This is a genomic window from Vibrio sp. Vb0304, assembly GCF_033338995.1.
Classification (GTDB): Bacteria; Pseudomonadota; Gammaproteobacteria; order Enterobacterales; family Vibrionaceae; genus Vibrio; species Vibrio alginolyticus.
Window position 1 is genome coordinate 13,649 of the sequence record NZ_JAWOTT010000006.1, and the last position, 20,610, is coordinate 34,258.

The window sequence follows — 20,610 nt, forward strand, 5'->3', positions numbered from 1 at the left end:
AATGATGACCAGCATCATTAACTAACCTTTACTCATTTAATTGAGTAATTGTTCCGATGAAGACTGCAGGAGAGTGGTTATTAATCAAATTTTAACATTTGATTAGCATAACTCGCCGAAGAATTAACTATTTCAGGTGCTACCTAGGTAGCGGAGACTGTAGTTGGAGGAACCTCTGGAGAGAACCGTTAAATCGGTCGCCGAAGGAGCAAGTCTTGCACTCACGCAAGGTGAAACTCTCAGGCAAAAGGACAGAGGAGTGGAAAGTTACAACCTAACTATTTTGGCTTGGCCTTCCCGCCTACAACCAATAGCTTAGTTCTTTTAGAGATCGTTGATCTCGTCCTTTCCCTCTTCTCCTTATTAGTTGTTTTATTAAGGGGAAATCATGAACAACCTACAATCTTTACTACAAACCATCGATAATTTTGTCTGGGGTCCACCGCTGCTTATTTTGCTAGTAGGTACAGGTGTTTACTTCACTTTTAGCCTTGGCTTGATCCAGTTTAAACACCTCCCAACAGCGCTAGCGATGGTATTCAGTAAAGATAAGTCATCTAATACTCAAGGTGACGTTTCTAGCTTTGCAGCTCTTTGTACTGCGCTCTCAGCAACAATTGGTACTGGTAACATTGTTGGTGTTGCCACAGCAATCAAACTCGGTGGACCAGGCGCTCTATTCTGGATGTGGCTCGCTGCCCTTTTCGGAATGGCGACTAAATACGCCGAATGTTTGTTGGCGGTTAAGTACCGAAGAGTCGATGATAAAGGCCAAATGATTGGTGGCCCAATGTATTACTTGCAATACGGTGTTGGCTCAAAAGCTCTCGCGATCATGTTTGCAGTGTTTGCTTTGGGTGTTGCTTGTTTTGGTATCGGTACGTTTCCACAAGTAAACGCGATTCTGGATGCAAGTGAGATATCTCTTGGTGTTAACCGTGAGCTATCTGCCTTTGTACTAACTCTTTTGGTTGCTTTCGTAACTTTGGGTGGCATCAAATCCATTGCTAACGTTGCAGGAAAAGTGGTTCCTACCATGGCTGTATTTTATGTGTTGGCGTGTTTAAGCGTGATCATCATGAATGCAGACCAATTGTTCAATGCCGTTGAATTAGTGCTGGTTTCAGCCTTTACATCAACAGCAGCGACTGGTGGTTTTTTAGGTGCAAGCATCATGCTGGCAATCCAATCAGGTATCGCTCGCGGTGTGTTCTCAAATGAATCAGGTTTGGGTAGCGCGCCTATGGCAGCAGCAGCAGCGAAGACAGACTCTTGTGTTAAACAAGGCCTAATTTCAATGACGGGTACCTTTTTCGATACCATCATTATTTGTACCATGACAGGCCTTGCTTTAATCCTGACCGGTGCATGGCAAAGTGACCTAGCAGGCGCCGCGATGACGACTCATGCTTTTGCGGTGGGTTTAAATGCAGATACATTTGGCCCTATGCTCGTCTCAATCGGTTTGATGTTCTTCGCTTTTACCACCATTCTTGGTTGGAACTACTACGGTGAGCGTTGCGTTGTGTTCCTGTTCGGAACTAAAGCTGTGCTTCCATACAAACTGATTTTCGTTGGCTTGGTGGCATCTGGTGCATTCCTTCACCTCGATATGATTTGGCTACTGGCTGATATCGTAAACGGTCTGATGGCAATTCCTAACCTGATTGGTTTGATCGCACTGCGTCACGTCGTACTGGCAGAAACCAAACTGTTCTTTAGCTCAACATCGCAATCAGGTGAAGTTGAAGCAGTGAAAGCTTAGTGAAACGACAGCTGTTCGGTCACAAACTACCAGTAACGGAGAGCAAAGCACATTAGAAATGGTAAAAACATAAAGCCCGCTATTATTTAGCGGGCTTTATTTATCTTCGGTTAAATGGTTAATCTCTCAACCATTGATGCTCAACGTTTTCTCCACGTTCTTCAAAAAACTTCGCATTTTTTTGCTTGAATTGATCCGCTTTCAACTCTGATAGCGGCCAGTCTAAAAATGCTTCTGTTACAAACGAGTCGCCGACACCAACCTCAATCGATTCCAGATGTTTCCCGATGTAGCGATAAAAGTAGCCTTGCCCAAACGCATCGCACACCATAGGTACATGCCTGACACGTTGATGATTGACAGAGACCGAAGCCCAAGTCGTCGTTTTAGGTTCACAGGTTTGCTCTTTTACAACGTCGACCTCAAATTTATTGTCCATAGTTGTCGAAACAAAAACGACAATAGCGTCATGCAAATACACACGCCTGAGCAATAACTGTTTAGTGTCTTGAGTTCGCGTTTGTTGTATTCCATTAGCAAAAGGCTCGAAGTAGCCCCAGTGCCAAGACCAGATCATGCCGCGTTGCGCAAACTGTACTTGTGGCCACGTATGCCAAGCAACAGCGGCACCTATCCACACAATAAATACAGCGAGTAGTATCAACAATCGATAAATATTACGCATTAAACGGGTTTTTCAATTAATAACTTCACACCAAGTGCGACTAATACTGCGCCCGTCGCGCCTTCCATCCACTTCATAAAGCTTGCATTCTTTAGTAGATTTTTAGCCGAGTTAAGCGCGCCAGCTAAACCACACTGCCAAACCATCGCAATAGCAAAGTGTACAGATGCCATCATCATTGATTGAAGCAAGGGTGAACCTTCTGGATTCACAAACTGTGGCAAGAAAGCCAAATAGAAGACCGCCGTTTTCGGGTTCAAGACGTTAGAAAGAAAGCCCTCTCTAAAAGAGCGCTTACCATTAAACACTTCGTGAATCTGCTCGGTCACGGTCAATCCATCTTTCGACGACATTAGCGCTTTTAAACTGCTCAAACCAAGCCAGATAAGATAAGCTGCGCCAATCATTTTTACGATTTGGAACAACTCTGCTGATTGCGCAAGAATCGCCGAGATACCAACCGCAGAAAAAAAAGCATGTACGAATAAACCAAAGCAAATCCCTAGACTGGTTGTACATCCATCTTTTAGGCCCGAGCGGCTAGTGTTACGGATAACAAGTGCAGTATCTAAACCTGGCGTTAACGTTAAAATCGTAATGGCAATAATAAATGCCTCGAAATTCAAAATATCCATATTATCGTGATAATTAATTGTTAATCCTTCATCAATACCGCCAATCCACAAGATTCGCAAGCTTCTTTTTTAAGAGAGCTATACAACTGGGTGAGTTTATGGACAATGGGTTGGAGTTAATTGTTAATTATTAGTAAATTAACGCAGGTTGCTTAGTGCAACACCATATGAAGGACCCGTTATCGGGTGTTTAGGGAAAGAACAAAAGAATAAGAGTAGTCACATGAACGCATTTACAAAACTCGTTGAACATTCCAAAAAAGTGGCAAATTTTGAGCATCTATCAGCCATCATAGATTGGGATCAAGCGGCGGTCATGCCACCTGGTGGCGCTGAAGCACGCTCGAATGCCACGGCAGAGCTCGATGTACATATCCATTCTTTAATGACTCAACCGCACTTGGGAGAGCTTTTCGCTCAGGCAGAAGAAGAGACGCTGTCTACAAAAGAAAAATCTATCCTAAGAGAAATGAAGCGTGGGTGGCAGCAAGCTAACTTACTACCAGAATCATTAGTTCAAGCTCAATCTCTTGCTGGCTCCAAATGTGAACATGCATGGCGTACGCAACGTGGAGAAAATGACTGGGCTGGTTTTGAAAAGAACTGGGCTGAAGTCGTAAAGCTATCGCAGGAAGAAGCGCAAATTAGAGCCGAAGCAAATGGCACGACTCCTTATGATGCCATGCTCGATGTTTATGAACCTGGCACAACGTCTGCGTCGTTAGACATTCTTTTTGCTGACGTGAAAACCTGGCTTCCTACTTTGATCGATGAAGCGCTTGAAAAACAACAATCAGACAACATCTTATTGCCAACTGCACACTACCCTGCGGAAAAGCAAAAAGCGCTCGGTTTGGAAGTCATGAAGCTACTTCAATTCGATTTTGAACACGGTCGACTTGATGAGAGTACCCACCCATTTTGTGGCGGTGTACCGACAGATGTGCGTATTACGACACGTTATAATGAAAACGAGTTTGTCCAATCATTGATGGGGATTGTCCACGAAACTGGCCATGCTCGATACGAGCAAGGGCTACCAAAAGATTTATCAGGAACACCCGCGGGAGAAGCTCGCTCTATGGGTATTCATGAATCACAATCACTCTTCTTTGAAATGCAAATAGGACGAAGCAGCGCGTTTATCGATCACCTCGCTCGACTGGCTTCTAACCATTTTTCTGGTAGTGAATTCGAAAAAGACAATTTAGCCAAAATTTACACTCGCGTAGAAAAAGGCTTTATTCGCGTAGATGCTGACGAACTAACATATCCTGCTCACGTTATCCTTCGATATGAAATTGAGCGAGATCTCATGAACGGCGTCATCAAACATACAGATGTACCAGAACTCTGGAACGAAAAGATGAAAGCGTACTTGGGGCTATCAACCGAAGGAAACTTCAAAAATGGCTGTATGCAAGATATCCATTGGACAGACGGAAGTTTTGGCTATTTCCCGTCCTACACGCTCGGTGCGATGTACGCTGCACAATTTATGGCAGCAATGAAACAAACCGTCGATGTAGATGCGGTTATTCGTTCTGGCGACTTAGCTCCGATATTCAATTGGCTCTCGGAAAACATCTGGAGTAAAGGTAGCTTATTCACCACTGATGAGTTGGTAAAACAAGCCACGGGTGAAACACTGAATGCTAAACACTTTCAAGCTCACCTAAAAGATCGCTACTTATAAAGCGAAAAGAATAGAAAGTAAAAGCCCAAGGTTCGTATGTTCCTTGGGCTTTTTGTAGGCTCTCTATGTGTTATGCCAAGCTAGGGATGAGCCTAGGCTTGTACAAACAGTCCTCACCCTCTGGTCTAGTTTTAAACCGACGATGAAGCCACATATACTGGCTCGGACTTGCCATGATTGATGTTTCAACTATTTGATTCACGAATGCGGCGGCGCGTTGATGATCCTCTTTCGGGAAACCTTCGACGGGCGCACTAATGGTTAGGGTATAGTGTCCGTCTTTTCCTCTTACCATCGTAAAAGGCACAATGGCGCAATCTGTAGAATCAACCAACAAACTTGTACCTGTCGTAGTACAAGCATTTTTAACGGCAAATAACGGTGCAAATGTCGAGCGTCGGTTACCATAATCGTGGTCCGGTGCATACCAAACCCGCTCACCCGCTTTAAGTGCTTCAAGCATGGCTTTGACGTTTTTACGATCAATCAGTGTACGATTAGAGCGAGAGCGTCCCTTATACTGAAAATAATCAAAGCACGGATTATTGTTTGGGCGATAAACACCGGTTCCAGACTTTTTAATGCCAAAAGCTCGAGCACCTAACTCTAGATTCATTGAGTGTACGGCCAACATTAATGCACCTTTGCCTGACTTCTCTAAAGCCTCTAGATGCTCCATGCCTTTTATCGTGACGTGTTTGTTTACCCGTTTATCTGACCAAAACCATGCCATTGCGGTCTCAAAAAGTGCGATGCCAGTATTGTCGATGTTGTCTTTTAGAATTGCTTCGCGTTGGCATTTTTCCATATGAGGGAAGCAAAGCTCAAGATTGCGTCTGATCGTAACTTGACGTTTTCTCATGAATCGCATAGCTAAACGACCAATGTTGCGTCCCAAAGCTAGTTGAACTTTAAAAGGAAGGAGGCTAAGTAAGTACATCACGCTAATGATAATTAACGTTCCCCAGTAACGAGGCAAAAGAAATTCGGCCTTGAATGCAGGCTTTTTGTATTTGTTCATGTAAGTATTGTCAGATGTGCCCATCTATAAGTGATAAAAACAATGATAATGGACTGCACTTTTATCATTGATAACGCTAATAACATAAATTAAAGCGCGCGGATTCTATGGTTCTTCGACACACTACACAATAAGAACTTTGCAGAAATATGTAGGGAATGAAAAAGCAGTAAAGATGAGTCGCCACGTTAACATCTATCGGAGTGATTTATCTACTGCCCTTTCCTAAAGTTTGAAGAAACATAACTTTGTATTTTCAATGCGCTAAATAATGTCTATTTTTCAATCACATAATGCGACCGTTATGAATACAACAATAAGACGTCATATCAATACTCGCCATTAGCGATTGAATTTGCACTAAAAAGCCGCAGCAATTTCTCGCTGCGGCTTCTTATTCACTTAACAAGTAGAGTGGCGTTATTCGTGCCCTACTGTTTTGGATAATAAATTTACGATCAACACACCAGCGATGATAAACCCAACACCAACTAGGGCTGGTAAGTCTAGACGCTGTCCGTAAACAAAGTAACCAACCGTCGCAACCAAAACGATCCCAGCACCACTCCATATGGCATAAACAACCCCAACAGGCATTGTTTGCACTGTGACGGAAAGCAAGAAGAAAGCGATGCCGTAACCAATCAAAACGACTGTGCTCGGCATTACTTTCGTAAATTGCTCTGTTTTGGGAATATAAGAAGTGGCAATCACTTCACATACAATCGCTATCGACAGCGCCAACATTGGTGGCATAGAGACAAGCATTTTGAACATAAGGCATTAACGCTCAACAGAAATGTAACCGACAACATGTCCGGATAATTAGGCCGCGCATTATACCCAACTCATCTCACGATGGAATACCACTAACGATGTTTACACACCATCACTTTCGCTTACTTTTTGATGACCAGGTGAAAGGCTGACGTTTTGGTGCTGACGAGAAATTTCAAAGTAGATATGCATATCAATCGGCTCAGGTGTATTGAGTAGCATCTTACCTACTTCACGTTGGAAATGACCATAATTACCTAGCTCATCCGTTAGTTCTAGGAGCTCGTAAGAGGCTTCATCGGCAAACATTCCATACGCATACTGATAATGACTGATATCCTTGCTCTTATCATAACCCAGCTTTTGAAGAGCTTGATCAATCTCTTCCGGCGTATAAATGTCTTTATCACCAAACGAATGCAGTAGCACGCAAGGAACTTCTTGAGCGATGCCCTGAATCTTTGTCTTTCTCTTGAAAATACCGAACATAATGTCCTCCACTGACGATGTTTCCAAATATGCACATTAATGCAAAATGGTGAGCTGATTGTTTTTAGTATGGCTCATTAATTTGAGACTTCCTTACTACGAAGTCACCTTCACATATTAACGTGATCGCATAATTACCAGCAAATAGTACACACTGCGTTTCAAACCTATCTCATCAGAAACTCTGCTTTAGTCACAATTGTGTGACAACCCCGAGTACGGTTTACCATAATGTAAAGAGTAGATTGAAAAGTCGGATTTCGTATCGACATCTAAACTTAATTAAGTTAGCTTTAGAAGTATAGACGTCTAGATTGACTATACTTAGGGAGAGAAAGTCGTGCCAATTAGAATTCCAGATCAATTACCAGCTACCGATGTATTAAGGACAGAAAACATCTTCGTGATGAGTGAAACGCGTGCAGCGAGTCAGGAAATACGTCCTTTAAGAGTGCTGATCCTTAATCTGATGCCAAAAAAAATAGAGACTGAAACTCAGTTTCTGCGTCTACTCTCAAACAGCCCACTACAGGTTAACGTCGAATTACTGCGCATTGATAACCGCCCGAGTAAAAATACGCCAACTGAACATTTAGACACGTTTTATCGCCAATTTGAAATGGTGCGAGATAAAAACTTCGATGGCATGATCATTACTGGGGCTCCATTAGGTTTGGTGCAATTTGAAGATGTCATTTATTGGGATCATCTCAAAACCATCATGGAGTGGGCAAAAGATCATGTGACATCCACTCTTTATGTTTGCTGGGCTGCGCAAGCAGGGTTAAAGCTACTCTACGATCTACCTAAAAAAACGCGTAAAGAAAAACTTTCAGGCGTGTATCATCATCAAATCCATCATCAGTTTCACCCTATCTTACGCGGATTTGATGACACGTTTTTGGCTCCTCACTCGCGTTACGCAGATTTTTCGCCTCACTTTCTAGAAGAGCATACTGACTTAGACATTTTAGCGACATCGGATGTCGCAGGTGTGTACTTGGCCACCACAAAAGACAAACGCAATGTCTTTGTCACAGGACACCCTGAGTATGATTCTCACACCTTACATAATGAATATATCCGAGATTTAAGCGAAGGTATGGAGCCCGCTATTCCTGTCAACTATTACCCAAACAACAACCCAGATAACCCACCAATTGCAAGCTGGAGAAGCCATGGACACCTCCTCTTTTTAAACTGGCTGAACTACTGTGTTTATCAGCAAACACCGTACGATCTCGATCACTTCAGTGAAGATGCTTTCACTAAAGACGATTAGCTTCAAAATAAGCAAACAAAGCACTCATCATTACCGAAATGTAATATGTGAACCAAGCCGCCATATGGCGGCTTTTTCATAACAGTTTGCAAACCTGATCGCATAGTGTTTTTTCCTCAATAGGTTTTTGCTAAGTAATTCATATCATGCAGAAAGATTCAGGGATGTAGGGATAAAGAATGAAAACAGCAAAGCTCGGTGCACTAATATTATTGTCTCAGTTTGCACTCGTGGGTTGCGTGACGGTGAAAGAAGATGGAAGCCCTGTCGTTAAAGCCGATCCTGTGGCAATGGCAGAATCACGTATCGCACTTGGCTTAGGTTATTTAGACGGCGGTAACATGATTCGCGCGCATGATAACTTACAACAAGCCTTAAACCACGCACCTCAATACTATCGCGCGCAATTATCTATGGCTCACTACTACGAAACGGTTGGTGAAGATATTAAAGCCGAACAGATGTATAAACGCTCTCTACGCCAACACACTAAAAACGGAAATGTGCTCAATAACTACGGTACTTTTCTTTGCAAGCGAGGTGACTTCGAAAAAGCCGATCAGATGTTTAATCGAGCCATTGAGCAGCCTTATTACTACCTTATTCCAGCAAGCTATGAGAATGCAGCTTTTTGTGCGCTAAAATCACAAGATAAAGACAAAGCGAGATACTACTTTACTAGAGCTATCGATCATGACCCTCATAGACCAAAATCGATTTTGCAACTCGCTAAAATAGAAATTGATAGCGGTGATTATACTGAAGCTAGAATTCGATTAATGAGATTCAATCAAATGTATGGCGTGAAGAAGCCCTCTTTGCAACTCATGATTCAACTTGAACGTGCAGCAGGCAATGAAGCTCTCGAGAAAAAGTATCAAAAACAATTGGAAAAATTTTCTTAGTACAAAATAGCGATACATAAGGCGCATTAGCTCACAGCCAATACAGCGCTTGACCAAGAATCCAGTGAATTCAGACTCACGGTGATACATTCATCCTGTACATAAACGTCAAATTCGGTACTATTTGAACGGAATAAGTGACCAAGTCACATTATAAAAAGTGCGCACACAACGAAATTTGTACATCATACTGTTTTTAAGATTGATTTCGGCACATTGATAAATACTAAATATTACTGACATGCACCAGAAGGAAGTTGAAGCCGGATGAAACCTGCCTGCACTCTGTTATTACTCACTTTGCTGAGTTCACCTTTTGTTGTCAGTGCACAAGAAAATATTGAGAAAACATTCACATTTGGCATTGTGTCCAATAAAGCCCAAAGCAAAATCAAAAAAGCGACGCCCCTTACTCAGTATGTAACTGAAAATATGACTGAATATGGTTACGCAAAAGGGGTGGTAAAGGTATTTAAAAATTATCGTCAGCTCGCGGTTGCGCTTGAAAATGGCACCGTTCAAATTGCAACGGCGACCCCCTTTAATGCGATGACCTTAGAAAAGGAGTCTAATAGCCAAGTTCTTGCTATACGATGGAAAAAAGGCCTGCAAAAATATCATACGGTGTTCTTTACTAATAAAGAGAGTGGCATTGAGTCACTTTCTGACCTGCGCGGAAAAACGCTTGTTTTCGAAAAGCGCACGTCTACCAGCAGCTATTACCTACCTGCGATTACATTGCTGAATCACGGAGAAAAACTGCAATACCTTCCCTCTCCTGATGACAAACCGGCCAAAGACAGTATTGGTTATTTATTCCTTGATGAGCAACTCGCTCAGTCAAATGAAATCAACCTATCTGTATGGGTATATAAACAGAGAGTTGCAGCAGGAGCATTCAGTAACTTCAACTGGAACAATCCCAAAGATTTGCCAGAAAACATGAAAGACAAACTAGCGATTTTTTCTCGTTCTGTTGAAATACCCAGGGATTTAATTCTCGCTTCTCCAAGCATGAGCCTAGAGCAACAGCGTAAAATCACGTCCATACTGCTTGATATGGATACAACTCACGAAGGCTCTCTCGCACTTAAAAAGTTTCAGAACACCAAAAAATTCAGCGCGCTTACTCCAGAAATGCGAGCCTCCTTAAGTACAGTGCGCAAGTCAGTTCACTTATTACCGAAGGTGGATTGATGTTTCAAAAGCTCTCACTCGAAACCAAATACATTTGCTCGACAATGTTCGTTGTCTTGTTTGTTGTGGTGATAAATCTTGCGTTATACATGCACGGTTACGATGCGTATTCAAATAGCTTAACTCAACAAATCACGAACAACTCTCAAGAAAAAACAGAATCTTACGTTAAGCAAAAAGGGTTGGTTTATGCAGAGCTATTATCAAAACAGCTTTTTGATCCACTCTATACAGACAATATCAGTCAAGCGTATGAGCAAATTAAGGCAACATTGAGCCAGCCAGATGTCTCGAAAATACATGTTGTTGACAATGAAGGGCTAATCTTTCACGACGGCACTACTCAGCTAAGGATGTTTGCCCAACCTCATTACCGCTCTCCTTTTATTTTGAAAGCAATAGAAGAATCTAGAACTCTCGTTTCCTTTTCCAAGCATCAGTTGGAGATCGCAGCGCCGATTCAGCAATCAAACATTACTCTTGGGGCGGTGTATCTTGAGCTTAACTTGATACACCTACTGGAAGAGAAAGAACAGAACATTGAACAAGTCCAAGCGATTACCTCAAACGATAAACAGAAGATGTTTAACTTGCTGCTAACGATCAGTGGGATATCCGTTCTATTCGGTAGCATCATCGCTTATGCTTTGGGGCGGTCGTTAACTAAGCCACTCAAGCAACTAAAAGATCAATTTTCAGAGTCAAATACCCAAGCGCTGCCAGTCACCGACATACAAAGCAAAGATGAAGTGGGAGAACTTATTTCAGCGTACAACAAAATGTCAAACAAAGTGAACCGATACACCAGCCGAGTTGAGTTCATGGCATACCACGATATTCTGACTTCCCTGCCAAACCGAGAAAAGTTACTCATTGATATTCAAACGCAAATAACTGACCACAAATCCCCCTCACTCGCGGTTGTGTTTATTGACTTGGATGACTTTAAGCACATTAACGATAACTATGGACATAACATTGGGGATAAATTGCTAGGCCATCTTGCCTCAGAGCTTCAAGGCCGTTTGCCGAGTTATTTTAAGCCGCTTTACCGCCTTTCTACCATCGTAAGTCGAGTAGGTGCGGATGAATTTGTACTGGCCTTTCCGTGCTCGGACAATCATGAAGCTAGAGAAAAAGCGAACGATATTCATCGCCAACTACTCTCTCCCTTTAGTTTGGAAGAGAACGATATTCAAATTACGGCAAGCCTCGGAATTGCCGTGTATCCAGAATTTGGTTCAAACGCTGAGTCTCTTTTACAGCTTTCCTCTCTTGCGGCGCAGGAATCTAAAAGACGCGGTAAAGACATTATGACGATATACGATTCCACGTTTGATGAAACGATTAAACAACGTTTATACATAGAACGAGAACTGCGTCGTTCAGTACGTGACTTGTCTCAATTCGAGCTGTGGTATCAACCACAATTTGATCTAAAAACCTATCGCCTAATTGGGGTCGAAGCATTGGTTAGGTGGAATCATCCCGAGAAAGGTTATATCAGTCCAGAATCGTTTATCCCGATCGCAGAACAAAGTGATTTAATATTGGAGCTTGGAGAACATATCATTGAGACGGCAGTTGCTCAGCGGGCAATGTGGGCAGAACATTTCGGTACTGATTTTCACATCGCACTAAACTTGTCCCCAAGACAAATCTATCGCCAAGATTTAAGTCAATTATTTTCTAAGTATTTACGACGACATGATGTCGCCCCTCAAACCATTCATGTTGAAGTGACAGAGTCACTTTTTATTGATGATAATATGTGCTTAAAAAACTACAAAGTATCGGAGTGGAAGTTTGGCTAGATGACTTTGGTACGGGGTATTCAGCCCTTGCCTACCTACAACATATGGCTTTTGACGGGCTCAAGATTGATCGTTCATTTATCGCTCAAATCCGAAAAAGCGATCAAGACGATTCATTAGTTCGCGCGATTGTATCCATGGCTCACAACCTAAGAATGAAAGTAGTAGCCGAAGGCGTAGAAACTCAAACTCAACTCACACGAATGGAGTCTCTCCACTGTGACATCGTACAAGGTTTTTTCTTAGGTAGACCTGTACCTGCCGAGGAATTGATTGCATTTGAATACCAACGAGGGAGTGGCGCTCAAAACGTCAATCACTTTGCTTAGAACGCCGTTTTGTTAACTATTGCCGCTTAGCGCGTTAGTACTCGTAATGCAATATCGGTCACACTTCCCCCACCTCATTAATATGAATTTTCTCTTAAAATCTAACATCTGAGATAAATAAACTACACTTTTCATATCAACTTCTTGGATATGGAAATGCGCGTGGTAGGAATCTTTTCTTGGAACAACCTGTCGGTAAAACAAAAGCTATTTGGGTTGGTTTTGCTGCCAATTTTATTGTTGCTTGTCCTCGCGGGTAAACATGTACAAAGCCTTTCTATCCAGGCTCAGGAACTACAAAAAGCACAGTTATTCTCTGTCTACATAGACCGCGTATCTTCGCTTTATCACCTACCGAATAACCCTGATGTAATAGATAAGCAACTAAAAACTCAGCAGATATCTCAATTGTTACGCGACACCGCTGCACCAGTATTCGGTGAAAACGCTGAGATACTAAACCAGTTGACAAGCTTTGAGGAAGCAACCCTCTCGATGCTCTCTTCGCAAAATCAAGAAGAAAAGTTAGATGCGGCAGAGTGGCGCGCTGATACGTTCAAAGAAATCCTCATGAGCTTAGACAAAGTCTATTTTAGAAATGTGAGTTATGAAACAAACACTCACCTTTCTTCTTTGATGCAACTTGAATGGTTGATGTTTTGGTCCACTGAAGAGCATAGATTAAGCGAATATTTGATTCGATCTTCAGAGGAAAATAACGAGTACGACCTCACAACACAGGCTTCTATCCAATCTTTAATCCAGAACCAACAACTATTTCTAGAGCGTTTTGTGACGCTAAATGCCAATCAACAACAAGTAGATCTGCTCATTGAGACGTTTACGGGTGAAGTCTTTATCAAAAGCCAAGAGTTTCGTGCTTATTTATTGCAACCAGCTCAACTCAAATCATTAACCCCGGATGAGATTGATGCGGGGTTATCTGCACTCAACAAACGCTTATCGTTATTACAAAGTGTTGACGACAAAATGGAACAACAGCTGAGTGATGATATATCAAAGACAATCAACACGACGACACAGCACCGCTTTACCTTTATCGCAATGATGAGCCTTTTAACGCTGTTGGTCGTAAGTTTAACGCTAAGATTGGTGCGAAAAGTTACTGGAAACTTGAATCTAGTCCTCAAATTTCTCAGTAACGAAAGCAATGAACAAAGTAACACTGAAAATTCACCTCTTGCTCAACTAATAAAGGGTAAAGACGAGCTGAGTAAGTTTGCTCGAGAGGTAAAAAAGCTTAGTGATGAGCGGATGTTGTCCAGACTAAAGCTCACACAAGCTAAAGAAGATGCAGAACAAGCAAAAGATGATGCAATTAAGGCGAGTAAAGCCAAAAGTAGCTTTTTGGCCAACATGTCCCACGAGATCCGCACGCCGCTAAATGGCGTTATTGGTATCTCTGAAGTCTTATCCGATACTTCCCTGACTGCCACACAACGCGATTACGTCGACACGATTGAAACCTCCTCCCAACTGCTTTTGAGTTTAATTAATGACGTTCTAGACTTCTCAAAAATTGAATCTGGGATGTTGCTCATTAGCCCACATTCAACTTGTGTTCGAGAGTCTATCTATGACATTGCTTCTATCATTTCACCGAAAGCAAAGGAAAAAGGCATCGATGTGCAAGTCAACATTAGCCGTAACACGCCTTACCACGTAATGTTGGATGACCATCGTATACGCCAAGTTGTCATGAACTTCATGTCTAACGCGGTAAAATTTACCGAACAAGGCAGTGTTGAGCTATCGGTCATCACCCGCGAAATAAAAAATGGTGAAGCGGTCATCGAGTTTTCCGTTAAAGATTCTGGGATTGGTATTGATGCCCAGCAGCAAAAGAAAATATTTGCTCCATTTGCCCAAGAGGATAACTCTACTACCCGACAATTTGGGGGAACTGGACTTGGGCTTGCCATTAGCACGCAATTAGTTGAGCTAATGGGGTGGAGAAATTCAACTTGAATCCGAGAAAGGTAAAGGCAGTCGCTTCTTCTTTGAACTAACTGCTCCTGTTGTGACGCAAGAGTTTAACGCTTATCACGCTCTGAATCACAACGATATATGGATTGTATGCAGCAGTACTCAACTAGAACAAAAACTGCGTAACGAGTTAAGTTTTTTCAACATCAATATAACGCAGTCAGTAGATACCTTAAGTGCGTTGCCAACGTGGATTGATAACGAGCGCGTTATCGTTATTCATGTAGAAGCATCACCAAATGCAGCGGCGATGCATATCGATGAGATAGAAAGCCTTTGTAAACGAAACATTCGTGTCTGCCTCATCAAGCACCTTCATAGCCCACAATTCGACTTTAGAAACAGTATCAGCGCCTTGGTCACTCAGCCACTACTAGGGCAGCGCTTAATTAAAGCACTTGAAAGTTGTGCGGCAAATTTCTCGCACGCACAACAAGAGAGCACTTCAGCGCAACATGTTAAATCTCTGCCGAAAATTTTGGTCGTTGATGACAATACGGTCAATCAAAAAATCGCGGGGCTACACGTCACAAAAGCTGGCTTCGACTTTGATGTCGCTGTAAACGGACAAGAAGCGGTTGAGAAATTTCAACAGAATCAATACAGCCTAATTTTAATGGACTGCATGATGCCCGTAATGGATGGATTTGAAGCCACCCAAATAATTCGTCAAATAGAAGTAAAAGAAAAACGCGCTTTCAGAATTCCGATTATTGCTCTAACGGCAAGTGTGGTCGATGACGATATACAAAAATGCTTTGACGTTGGAATGGATGACTATGTGCCCAAACCGTTTAAAGCAGGGTTGCTTAAAGAGAAGTTAGATAAGGCAATTGGGTTACGTGTTTCCAACACGACGCCTGCTGAACCACACCAAGAGAACACCACCCCCGATAAAACTCATGAACTACCTGCAAGTTCTGAGCAACCAGAAGCAACGGTAACGCCTATTCGCTCCGAACGTATCTTGCTTGTCGAAGACAATAGAGTGAACCAGAAAGTGGCTTCTCTATTGCTATCTAAAGCAGGCTATCAATTCGAAGTCGCTGAAAACGGACAAATTGCAGTCGAGATGTTCCAAAAAGATGGAAAGTTTGATGTTATTTTGATGGATTGCATGATGCCCATAATGGATGGGTTTGAAGCTTCTAGGCAAATTAGAGCTTATGAAGCGAGTAAAGGATTAGCTAAGACGCCCATTATCGCATTAACAGCAAGCGTCGTAGATGATGACATTCAACGCTGCTTTGATTCAGGAATGGATGCCTACGTACCAAAGCCTGTGCGCAAAGAAAAACTGTTGTATCAAATTGAACAAGCAATGTAGGTGGATTCTATGAGTAGAAATCATTCTCGCGTTGCTTTTCCTTTGCGTTACATAAAACGCTATCTGTTTATTCTGATTGTCCTTCTTTCATTAAATTGCCAAGCTCTCGCTGCAGAGAGCTACGCCGTTTTCTCATTTAATGACGAATTCTCTCCGCTCACTGTCAATAAAGCGCGAAAGTTGTACAGAGGGAAGACGCAACTTTTACAAGGCCAGCGAATTGAACTCTCTGACTGGCCTGCGACATCAACAGAAAGAGCTGAGTTCTATCGTTATCTTCTCAACAAAAATTTAGCGCAAATGAACGCGCATTGGGCAAGCTTGTCTTTTTCAGGTAAAGCTAGACCGCCAAAAGTGATTGCACGCTCCAGCATTGATGACCTCATAGCATGGATGCAAGAGAAGCCGAATAGAATTGGTTATGCCCCAACATCGAGCGTCCCTAGTAATGCTCATGTTTTATGTGTGGTTAGCTCGGAGAATTGATATGAAAAAATATTTAACCATGTTATCGCTGAGTATCGCGACCTTTCCGAGCTCAGCCACGATTGAACTAACAGAACAACTTTCTTTAAGTGGTTTTGGCTCTACTTCGTGGGCAAAATCCGATAACCCAACTACGTTACTAGTTAACCGCTTTATTGGCGATGAATCTTGTTTCGATTGCGATACCACTTTCGGCATGCAGCTCGATTATTTTCACAAGGCATTTCGGGCATCCGCACAAGTCGTAAAGCGCCCGCAAGACCATTGGAGCTCGCCTCAGCTCGAGTGGGCGTATTTGGCTTATACCTATCAAAACATAGAAATACGAGGAGGACGCTTAAGACTGCCACTGTTTTTGATGTCTGAGTACAACTATGTCGGCCACGCTTTTACCCAAGCCCGCCCACCGAATGAGGTATATGACAGCATTCTAGGTATCACGGCTTATAACGGCCTATCTGCACGCTGGATTCATGACCTCAATGAGCAAGTCGTACTTACCGCCATGCCGTTTGTCGGGTTTAAAGACAATAGTGACGTAACCATCAATGAACGTACTGAATTGGAAATTGAGTCAAACAACACTGCAGGGATGAACTTAACGCTAAGCGGAGAGAGTTATCGTTGGAATTTTTCCTACCTCCACGGCGATTATGATCAAACAACGACGCTCTCTAACATTGAGCAGTCCACTCCCGGTGGCGGAACCACAATCATTGACCGTCTAGTTGAAACAGAAAAAAACAACACGATCGATCTGTTCTCTCTAGGGTTAAGATACGAGCTCGATAACATTGTGATTATGGCAGAAGGACAGACCAGCAATCTTTCCTCATCTTGGTACGCGACAACAAGTTATAATGTAAACAAGCTGACTCCTTATATTGTTTACGGTCAGCAGTTTAATAGTCGGGATAAAAAAAGTGGAGACAGTTTCTTACTCGGGTTGAGATATGACCTAGATTACAACGTTTCCCTGAATGCAGAATGGCAAAGGTTCAACGCCTACAATAATAGCTCTGGCGCGTTTTCATCAGCCCCAAAGGATGACAGTGCGAGCCTTTATACGCTAATGCTCAACTTCGTTTTTTAATGTTTCTTACAGTACCAATTTCCACAACACTGGGGGCTGTTGTATTAAGAAGGCTTTTTGCAACACGTAACTAAACGCTAAACGACTGGAAGGGATAGAATCGATCAGATAGGTAAGTGGCAATCCAAACAGAGACAAAGGTTACTCTATTTCGGTTTGTTTTGATTGCCTTTTAACCGCTTTTCTTTGCGTCGCAGTGCCCGGAAAAACTTTGACTCTTCGTGGTACCAACCAAGGACACTAATTGGGAAGCCCACGAGCATCATAATAAAAACATCCGCAGGGAGTTGTTCCCAAATGTCGCTTAAAGAATGCAGCTCTCCAAAAATGAACAAACCGATGACTTTACCAAGCAGTAATGCACAACAAATCATAAAGAAGGACTTTAATATATAGTGCCATTTGCCTTTTTTACGCTCTTCTCTCCAATAGGCATATTTATATTGTCGGTCGTACATTCATCCCCCTAAAGTAAACTTGCCGTAAGTTTAAGTATCTCGATAGCGTAAAGTGCGTTGGCACCTCTTTAATCATAGTGCGTATCTAAAGTGAATGCTTGTCGTGGCAATAAGAAGGTGAGGTATTCTGTAGTAAGAGCTACATAATCTCTGAACGTTATATGTCTTGTGTAATTCGGATGATGCGTGATTTTGCTTATCGCTAGTGTTTTCTGAACACCCAAATCGGGCCGATGAGTAGAAACTGTAAATCCTCAAAAAACGACGGTTTTTTACCTTCAATCTTGTGACCGATAAATTGCAATATCCACAATACACCAAACAAGAGCATAGAAATATGCAGAACGGGCAACATCAATACCTCTAGAGACCAAATAAGGCCAATGCACGCTAATGTGTAGCCGATCATCATCATGAATACGCTCAGAGACAAACGAAAATAGAAAACCCAAGTGGGGATCACCGCTACCCAAACCCAATTAAGTTCGAAGCCTAATAATGAAATCTGGGGAATCGACCAAATAAGTCCAACCACAGAAAGGTAAATACCTGGAACTGCGATTGTGTGAATCTTTTGGTTGATAGGGTTTTGGTGACTCTCCCCGTATTCTTTTAGCCATTCAGATAATGCTCGCATATCATTCCCCTTTTCCACCTTCTTATTCTTATATAGCCCGAGGATGAAAAAGGTGCGAATTTTTCCGTAAAGGCTACGAGCAACGAGCGACAAAACAACAGAGGCCAGTGCGTTGCCGATTACTCACCAAGCAACGCTCGTTGTGCTTTCGGCAGCTTGGCAACGACAAGAGCATAAGAGCGTTCACACAAGTCTTGAATCAACCCATCCTCGACATCACCGTTAAAATAAACCGTTATCCAATGACGCTTATTTAAGTGATAACCCGGGATAATATCCGTAAACTGCGACGTTAAGACTTCTCCATCTTCTGGTTTTACTTTTACGCTGACATACTCCCGACCGTTTCTCTCTGCAATGATGGCAAACATCTTGCCTTTGATTTTGTATACAAGCGCTTCAGGCCCAAATGGGAAATCGCTTTCTGCACACATGAAGGTACTTAAGTATTGTTCTAGTTCTTTGCTTTTCATATCCCCTGCCTCCTTCTGCGTTCTCATTCAAATTGTGGCAATAGCAATTTTAACGCCTGGTTAACCTGCTCTTTTTCATTGCCTTCTAAACCATGCAATAACGATTGCTGAACGTCTACATGCTCCAAAATTAGCTTGTCAATTAAGGTTAAGCCTTGCCCTGTTAGTTCAACGGTGACGCTACGTCGGTCTTCTTTACTATGGGTTCTGGTGATAAACCCTTTCTTCTCTAGTTTATCTAAGCGATTAGTCATCGCACCCGAAGTGAGCATCATCGACTCTATTAACGCTGAGGGAGTAAGACAATATGGTGAACCAGCTCGACGCAGTGTCGCTAACACATCAAATTCACCCATTTTCAGATCGTACTTCTTATGTAGCTCGGCGACCCTAGATTCCATGTGTTTTGCAATTCGCATTAGTCGACCCATTATTGCTATCGGTTCAGTGTCGAGGTCTGGCTTCTCCCTAGCCCACTGCTCTACCACTCTATCAATTGCATCCATTATTTCTCTCCAAACATCATATATTTTTTATTTTAACATAAAGATACTTTACAAAAAGCCACCTTACCGATATCGTTACATTTAATTATCTCTACATAAAGATATTTAACATGAACATTTTACTTGCGATGATTCCTGCCTTTTTTTGGGGGACGACTTACGCTGTTACTCAGTTTACTCTACCGGATTGGCCTCCCGTTTTACTTGGCGCTCTAAGGGCACTGCCTGCGGGTCTTTTGTTGCTGGCAATAAAGCCGTCGTTTCCGAAAAGAAGTGAGTGGAAGGTGCTGCTTGTTTTAGGAACCATCAACATCGCTTGCTTCTTTGGTCTCATTTTTGTCATGGCGTTGACGCTTCCTTCTGCCATCTCTGGTGTTGGTATGGTTTCGGTCCCCGTTTTTGCGATGCTGTTTGGTTGGGCGGTCTACAAACGCCAGCCTAGTGGCATCCAAGCTATAAGCGGCGCAACTTTGATTGCTTTAGCTTGGTTCTTATTTGATCCTAGCTCTATTTCTCTCGACCCCGTGGGATTACTTGCGATGATCTCCGCCATTATGTGCATCGTGATAGGAAGTAGCGTAACAAAGTCACTAGGTACAAAAATGCACTGGTGGACAGTGTTAACATGGCAGCTCATTTTGGGTGGCGTGATTATGTCTATCGCAACAAGTGTGCTGGCGATAAACAATCCAGAGCCATATGTTACTGTCGTTCAGGACGTATCCATGACGAATATTCTAGGGTTACTTTGGGTAATTATTCTGAACACCGCATTAGGGTATGGCATGTATGTATGGTTATTACAGCGGATGTCGGTCGTAGATTTTACCTTTGGTGGTATTGCAAACCCAGTCGCAGGCATTGTTTCGGGCCTACTGCTATTGGGGGAAACGTTCACTCCTCTGCAATACAGCTTAATGCTAGGAATGATCGTAATGTCATTACTACCTCAGCTCATTACGTCAATCAAAACGAAAAGAGCCGCGCTAACCTAGGAAACTGGCACCTTTAAAGCGGGATGTTATGAC

Annotated in this window: 19 protein-coding genes, 1 pseudogene and 1 riboswitch; of the genes and pseudogenes, 11 read left to right on the forward strand and 9 right to left on the reverse strand. The window is 42.5% G+C overall.

The features are described from left to right. The first annotated feature begins 165 nt into the window (after nucleotides 1-165). A riboswitch (glycine riboswitch) is annotated at nucleotides 166-265 on the forward strand. 123 nt (nucleotides 266-388) lie between these two features. After that, nucleotides 389-1,765, forward strand: coding sequence for an alanine/glycine:cation symporter family protein (locus tag R7P35_RS10280; RefSeq protein ID WP_005377785.1), 1,377 nt, complete (start codon nucleotides 389-391; stop codon nucleotides 1,763-1,765). A 118-nt stretch (nucleotides 1,766-1,883) separates the two neighbouring features. On the opposite strand, the gene R7P35_RS10285 is transcribed toward R7P35_RS10280, so the two are convergent. Both R7P35_RS10285 and R7P35_RS10290 read right to left on the reverse strand, forming a co-directional pair. Continuing rightward, on the reverse strand, nucleotides 1,884-2,450 hold the full coding sequence (locus R7P35_RS10285) for a threonine transporter RhtB (protein WP_238958866.1): 567 nt from the start codon (nucleotides 2,448-2,450) through the stop codon (nucleotides 1,884-1,886). Further along, nucleotides 2,450-3,085, reverse strand: a complete 636-nt coding sequence (locus tag R7P35_RS10290) for a LysE family translocator (protein ID WP_017820932.1) — start codon at nucleotides 3,083-3,085, stop codon at nucleotides 2,450-2,452. The genes R7P35_RS10285 and R7P35_RS10290 overlap by 1 nt, the downstream gene beginning before the upstream one ends. Nucleotides 3,086-3,308: 223 nt before the next feature. Here R7P35_RS10290 and R7P35_RS10295 point away from each other — a divergent pair, with 223 nt between their 5' ends. After that, nucleotides 3,309-4,781 (forward strand): carboxypeptidase M32, encoded by a 1,473-nt coding sequence (locus tag R7P35_RS10295; protein WP_005377788.1) that lies wholly within the window; start codon nucleotides 3,309-3,311, stop codon nucleotides 4,779-4,781. Nucleotides 4,782-4,851: 70 nt separating this feature from the next. Here the strand turns inward: R7P35_RS10295 and R7P35_RS10300 are convergent, their stop codons facing one another. The 3 genes from R7P35_RS10300 to R7P35_RS10310 all read right to left on the reverse strand — a co-directional run bounded on the left by R7P35_RS10300 (nucleotide 4,852) and on the right by R7P35_RS10310 (nucleotide 7,068). After that, nucleotides 4,852-5,802 carry an LpxL/LpxP family Kdo(2)-lipid IV(A) lauroyl/palmitoleoyl acyltransferase gene (locus R7P35_RS10300; RefSeq protein ID WP_042522548.1) on the reverse strand — a complete coding sequence of 317 codons (951 nt, stop codon included), beginning with the start codon at nucleotides 5,800-5,802 and terminating at the stop codon, nucleotides 4,852-4,854. A 420-nt stretch (nucleotides 5,803-6,222) separates the two neighbouring features. Next, the gene (locus tag R7P35_RS10305; protein WP_175413481.1) at nucleotides 6,223-6,558 is read right to left on the reverse strand and encodes a DMT family transporter; all 336 of its coding nucleotides are present in this window, start codon (nucleotides 6,556-6,558) and stop codon (nucleotides 6,223-6,225) included. Nucleotides 6,559-6,681: 123 nt separating this feature from the next. Then, nucleotides 6,682-7,068 (reverse strand): hypothetical protein, encoded by a 387-nt coding sequence (locus tag R7P35_RS10310; protein ID WP_053303128.1) that lies wholly within the window; start codon nucleotides 7,066-7,068, stop codon nucleotides 6,682-6,684. A gap of 340 nt (nucleotides 7,069-7,408) precedes the next feature. Here R7P35_RS10310 and metA point away from each other — a divergent pair, with 340 nt between their 5' ends. The 8 genes and pseudogenes from metA to R7P35_RS10350 all read left to right on the forward strand — a co-directional run bounded on the left by metA (nucleotide 7,409) and on the right by R7P35_RS10350 (nucleotide 17,508). Further along, nucleotides 7,409-8,350, forward strand: a complete 942-nt coding sequence (gene metA, locus R7P35_RS10315) for a homoserine O-acetyltransferase MetA (RefSeq protein ID WP_005377792.1) — start codon at nucleotides 7,409-7,411, stop codon at nucleotides 8,348-8,350. A 179-nt stretch (nucleotides 8,351-8,529) separates the two neighbouring features. Then, complete coding sequence (gene pilW, locus R7P35_RS10320) at nucleotides 8,530-9,255, forward strand: type IV pilus biogenesis/stability protein PilW (RefSeq protein WP_017820928.1); 726 nt, start codon at nucleotides 8,530-8,532, stop codon at nucleotides 9,253-9,255. 267 nt (nucleotides 9,256-9,522) lie between these two features. Next, complete coding sequence (locus R7P35_RS10325; RefSeq protein ID WP_186584303.1) at nucleotides 9,523-10,452, forward strand: phosphate/phosphite/phosphonate ABC transporter substrate-binding protein; 930 nt, start codon at nucleotides 9,523-9,525, stop codon at nucleotides 10,450-10,452. Continuing rightward, nucleotides 10,452-12,266, forward strand: coding sequence for a diguanylate cyclase domain-containing protein (locus tag R7P35_RS10330; RefSeq protein ID WP_318092060.1), 1,815 nt, complete (start codon nucleotides 10,452-10,454; stop codon nucleotides 12,264-12,266). Before R7P35_RS10325 ends, R7P35_RS10330 begins: the two co-directional genes overlap by 1 nt. Continuing rightward, entirely contained in the window at nucleotides 12,251-12,595 is a 345-nt protein-coding gene (locus R7P35_RS10335; RefSeq protein ID WP_318092062.1) for an EAL domain-containing protein, read from the forward strand. Before R7P35_RS10330 ends, R7P35_RS10335 begins: the two co-directional genes overlap by 16 nt. A 156-nt stretch (nucleotides 12,596-12,751) precedes the next feature. Beyond that, a pseudogene (locus tag R7P35_RS10340) lies at nucleotides 12,752-15,929 on the forward strand (response regulator). 9 nt (nucleotides 15,930-15,938) lie between these two features. Next, nucleotides 15,939-16,415: a hypothetical protein gene (locus R7P35_RS10345; protein ID WP_025766726.1), complete on the forward strand. Its 477-nt coding sequence runs from the start codon at nucleotides 15,939-15,941 to the stop codon at nucleotides 16,413-16,415. 1 nt (nucleotide 16,416) lies between these two features. Continuing rightward, a complete protein-coding gene (locus tag R7P35_RS10350; RefSeq protein ID WP_025766727.1) occupies nucleotides 16,417-17,508 on the forward strand; it encodes a hypothetical protein in 1,092 nt (363 codons plus the stop codon). 146 nt (nucleotides 17,509-17,654) lie between these two features. Here R7P35_RS10350 and R7P35_RS10355 read toward each other — a convergent pair whose 3' ends face one another. The 4 genes from R7P35_RS10355 to R7P35_RS10370 form a co-directional block, all read right to left on the reverse strand. Beyond that, nucleotides 17,655-17,966: a hypothetical protein gene (locus R7P35_RS10355; protein ID WP_005377799.1), complete on the reverse strand. Its 312-nt coding sequence runs from the start codon at nucleotides 17,964-17,966 to the stop codon at nucleotides 17,655-17,657. Between the two features lie 202 nt (nucleotides 17,967-18,168). Beyond that, nucleotides 18,169-18,603 (reverse strand): DUF962 domain-containing protein, encoded by a 435-nt coding sequence (locus R7P35_RS10360; RefSeq protein WP_005377800.1) that lies wholly within the window; start codon nucleotides 18,601-18,603, stop codon nucleotides 18,169-18,171. A gap of 119 nt (nucleotides 18,604-18,722) precedes the next feature. Further along, nucleotides 18,723-19,076: an MmcQ/YjbR family DNA-binding protein gene (locus R7P35_RS10365; RefSeq protein WP_017633985.1), complete on the reverse strand. Its 354-nt coding sequence runs from the start codon at nucleotides 19,074-19,076 to the stop codon at nucleotides 18,723-18,725. A gap of 23 nt (nucleotides 19,077-19,099) precedes the next feature. Then, nucleotides 19,100-19,582: a MarR family transcriptional regulator gene (locus R7P35_RS10370; RefSeq protein WP_318092064.1), complete on the reverse strand. Its 483-nt coding sequence runs from the start codon at nucleotides 19,580-19,582 to the stop codon at nucleotides 19,100-19,102. A gap of 110 nt (nucleotides 19,583-19,692) precedes the next feature. Here R7P35_RS10370 and R7P35_RS10375 point away from each other — a divergent pair, with 110 nt between their 5' ends. Further along, the gene (locus tag R7P35_RS10375) at nucleotides 19,693-20,577 is read left to right on the forward strand and encodes a DMT family transporter (RefSeq protein ID WP_025766728.1); all 885 of its coding nucleotides are present in this window, start codon (nucleotides 19,693-19,695) and stop codon (nucleotides 20,575-20,577) included. Nucleotides 20,578-20,610: the final 33 nt, after the last annotated feature.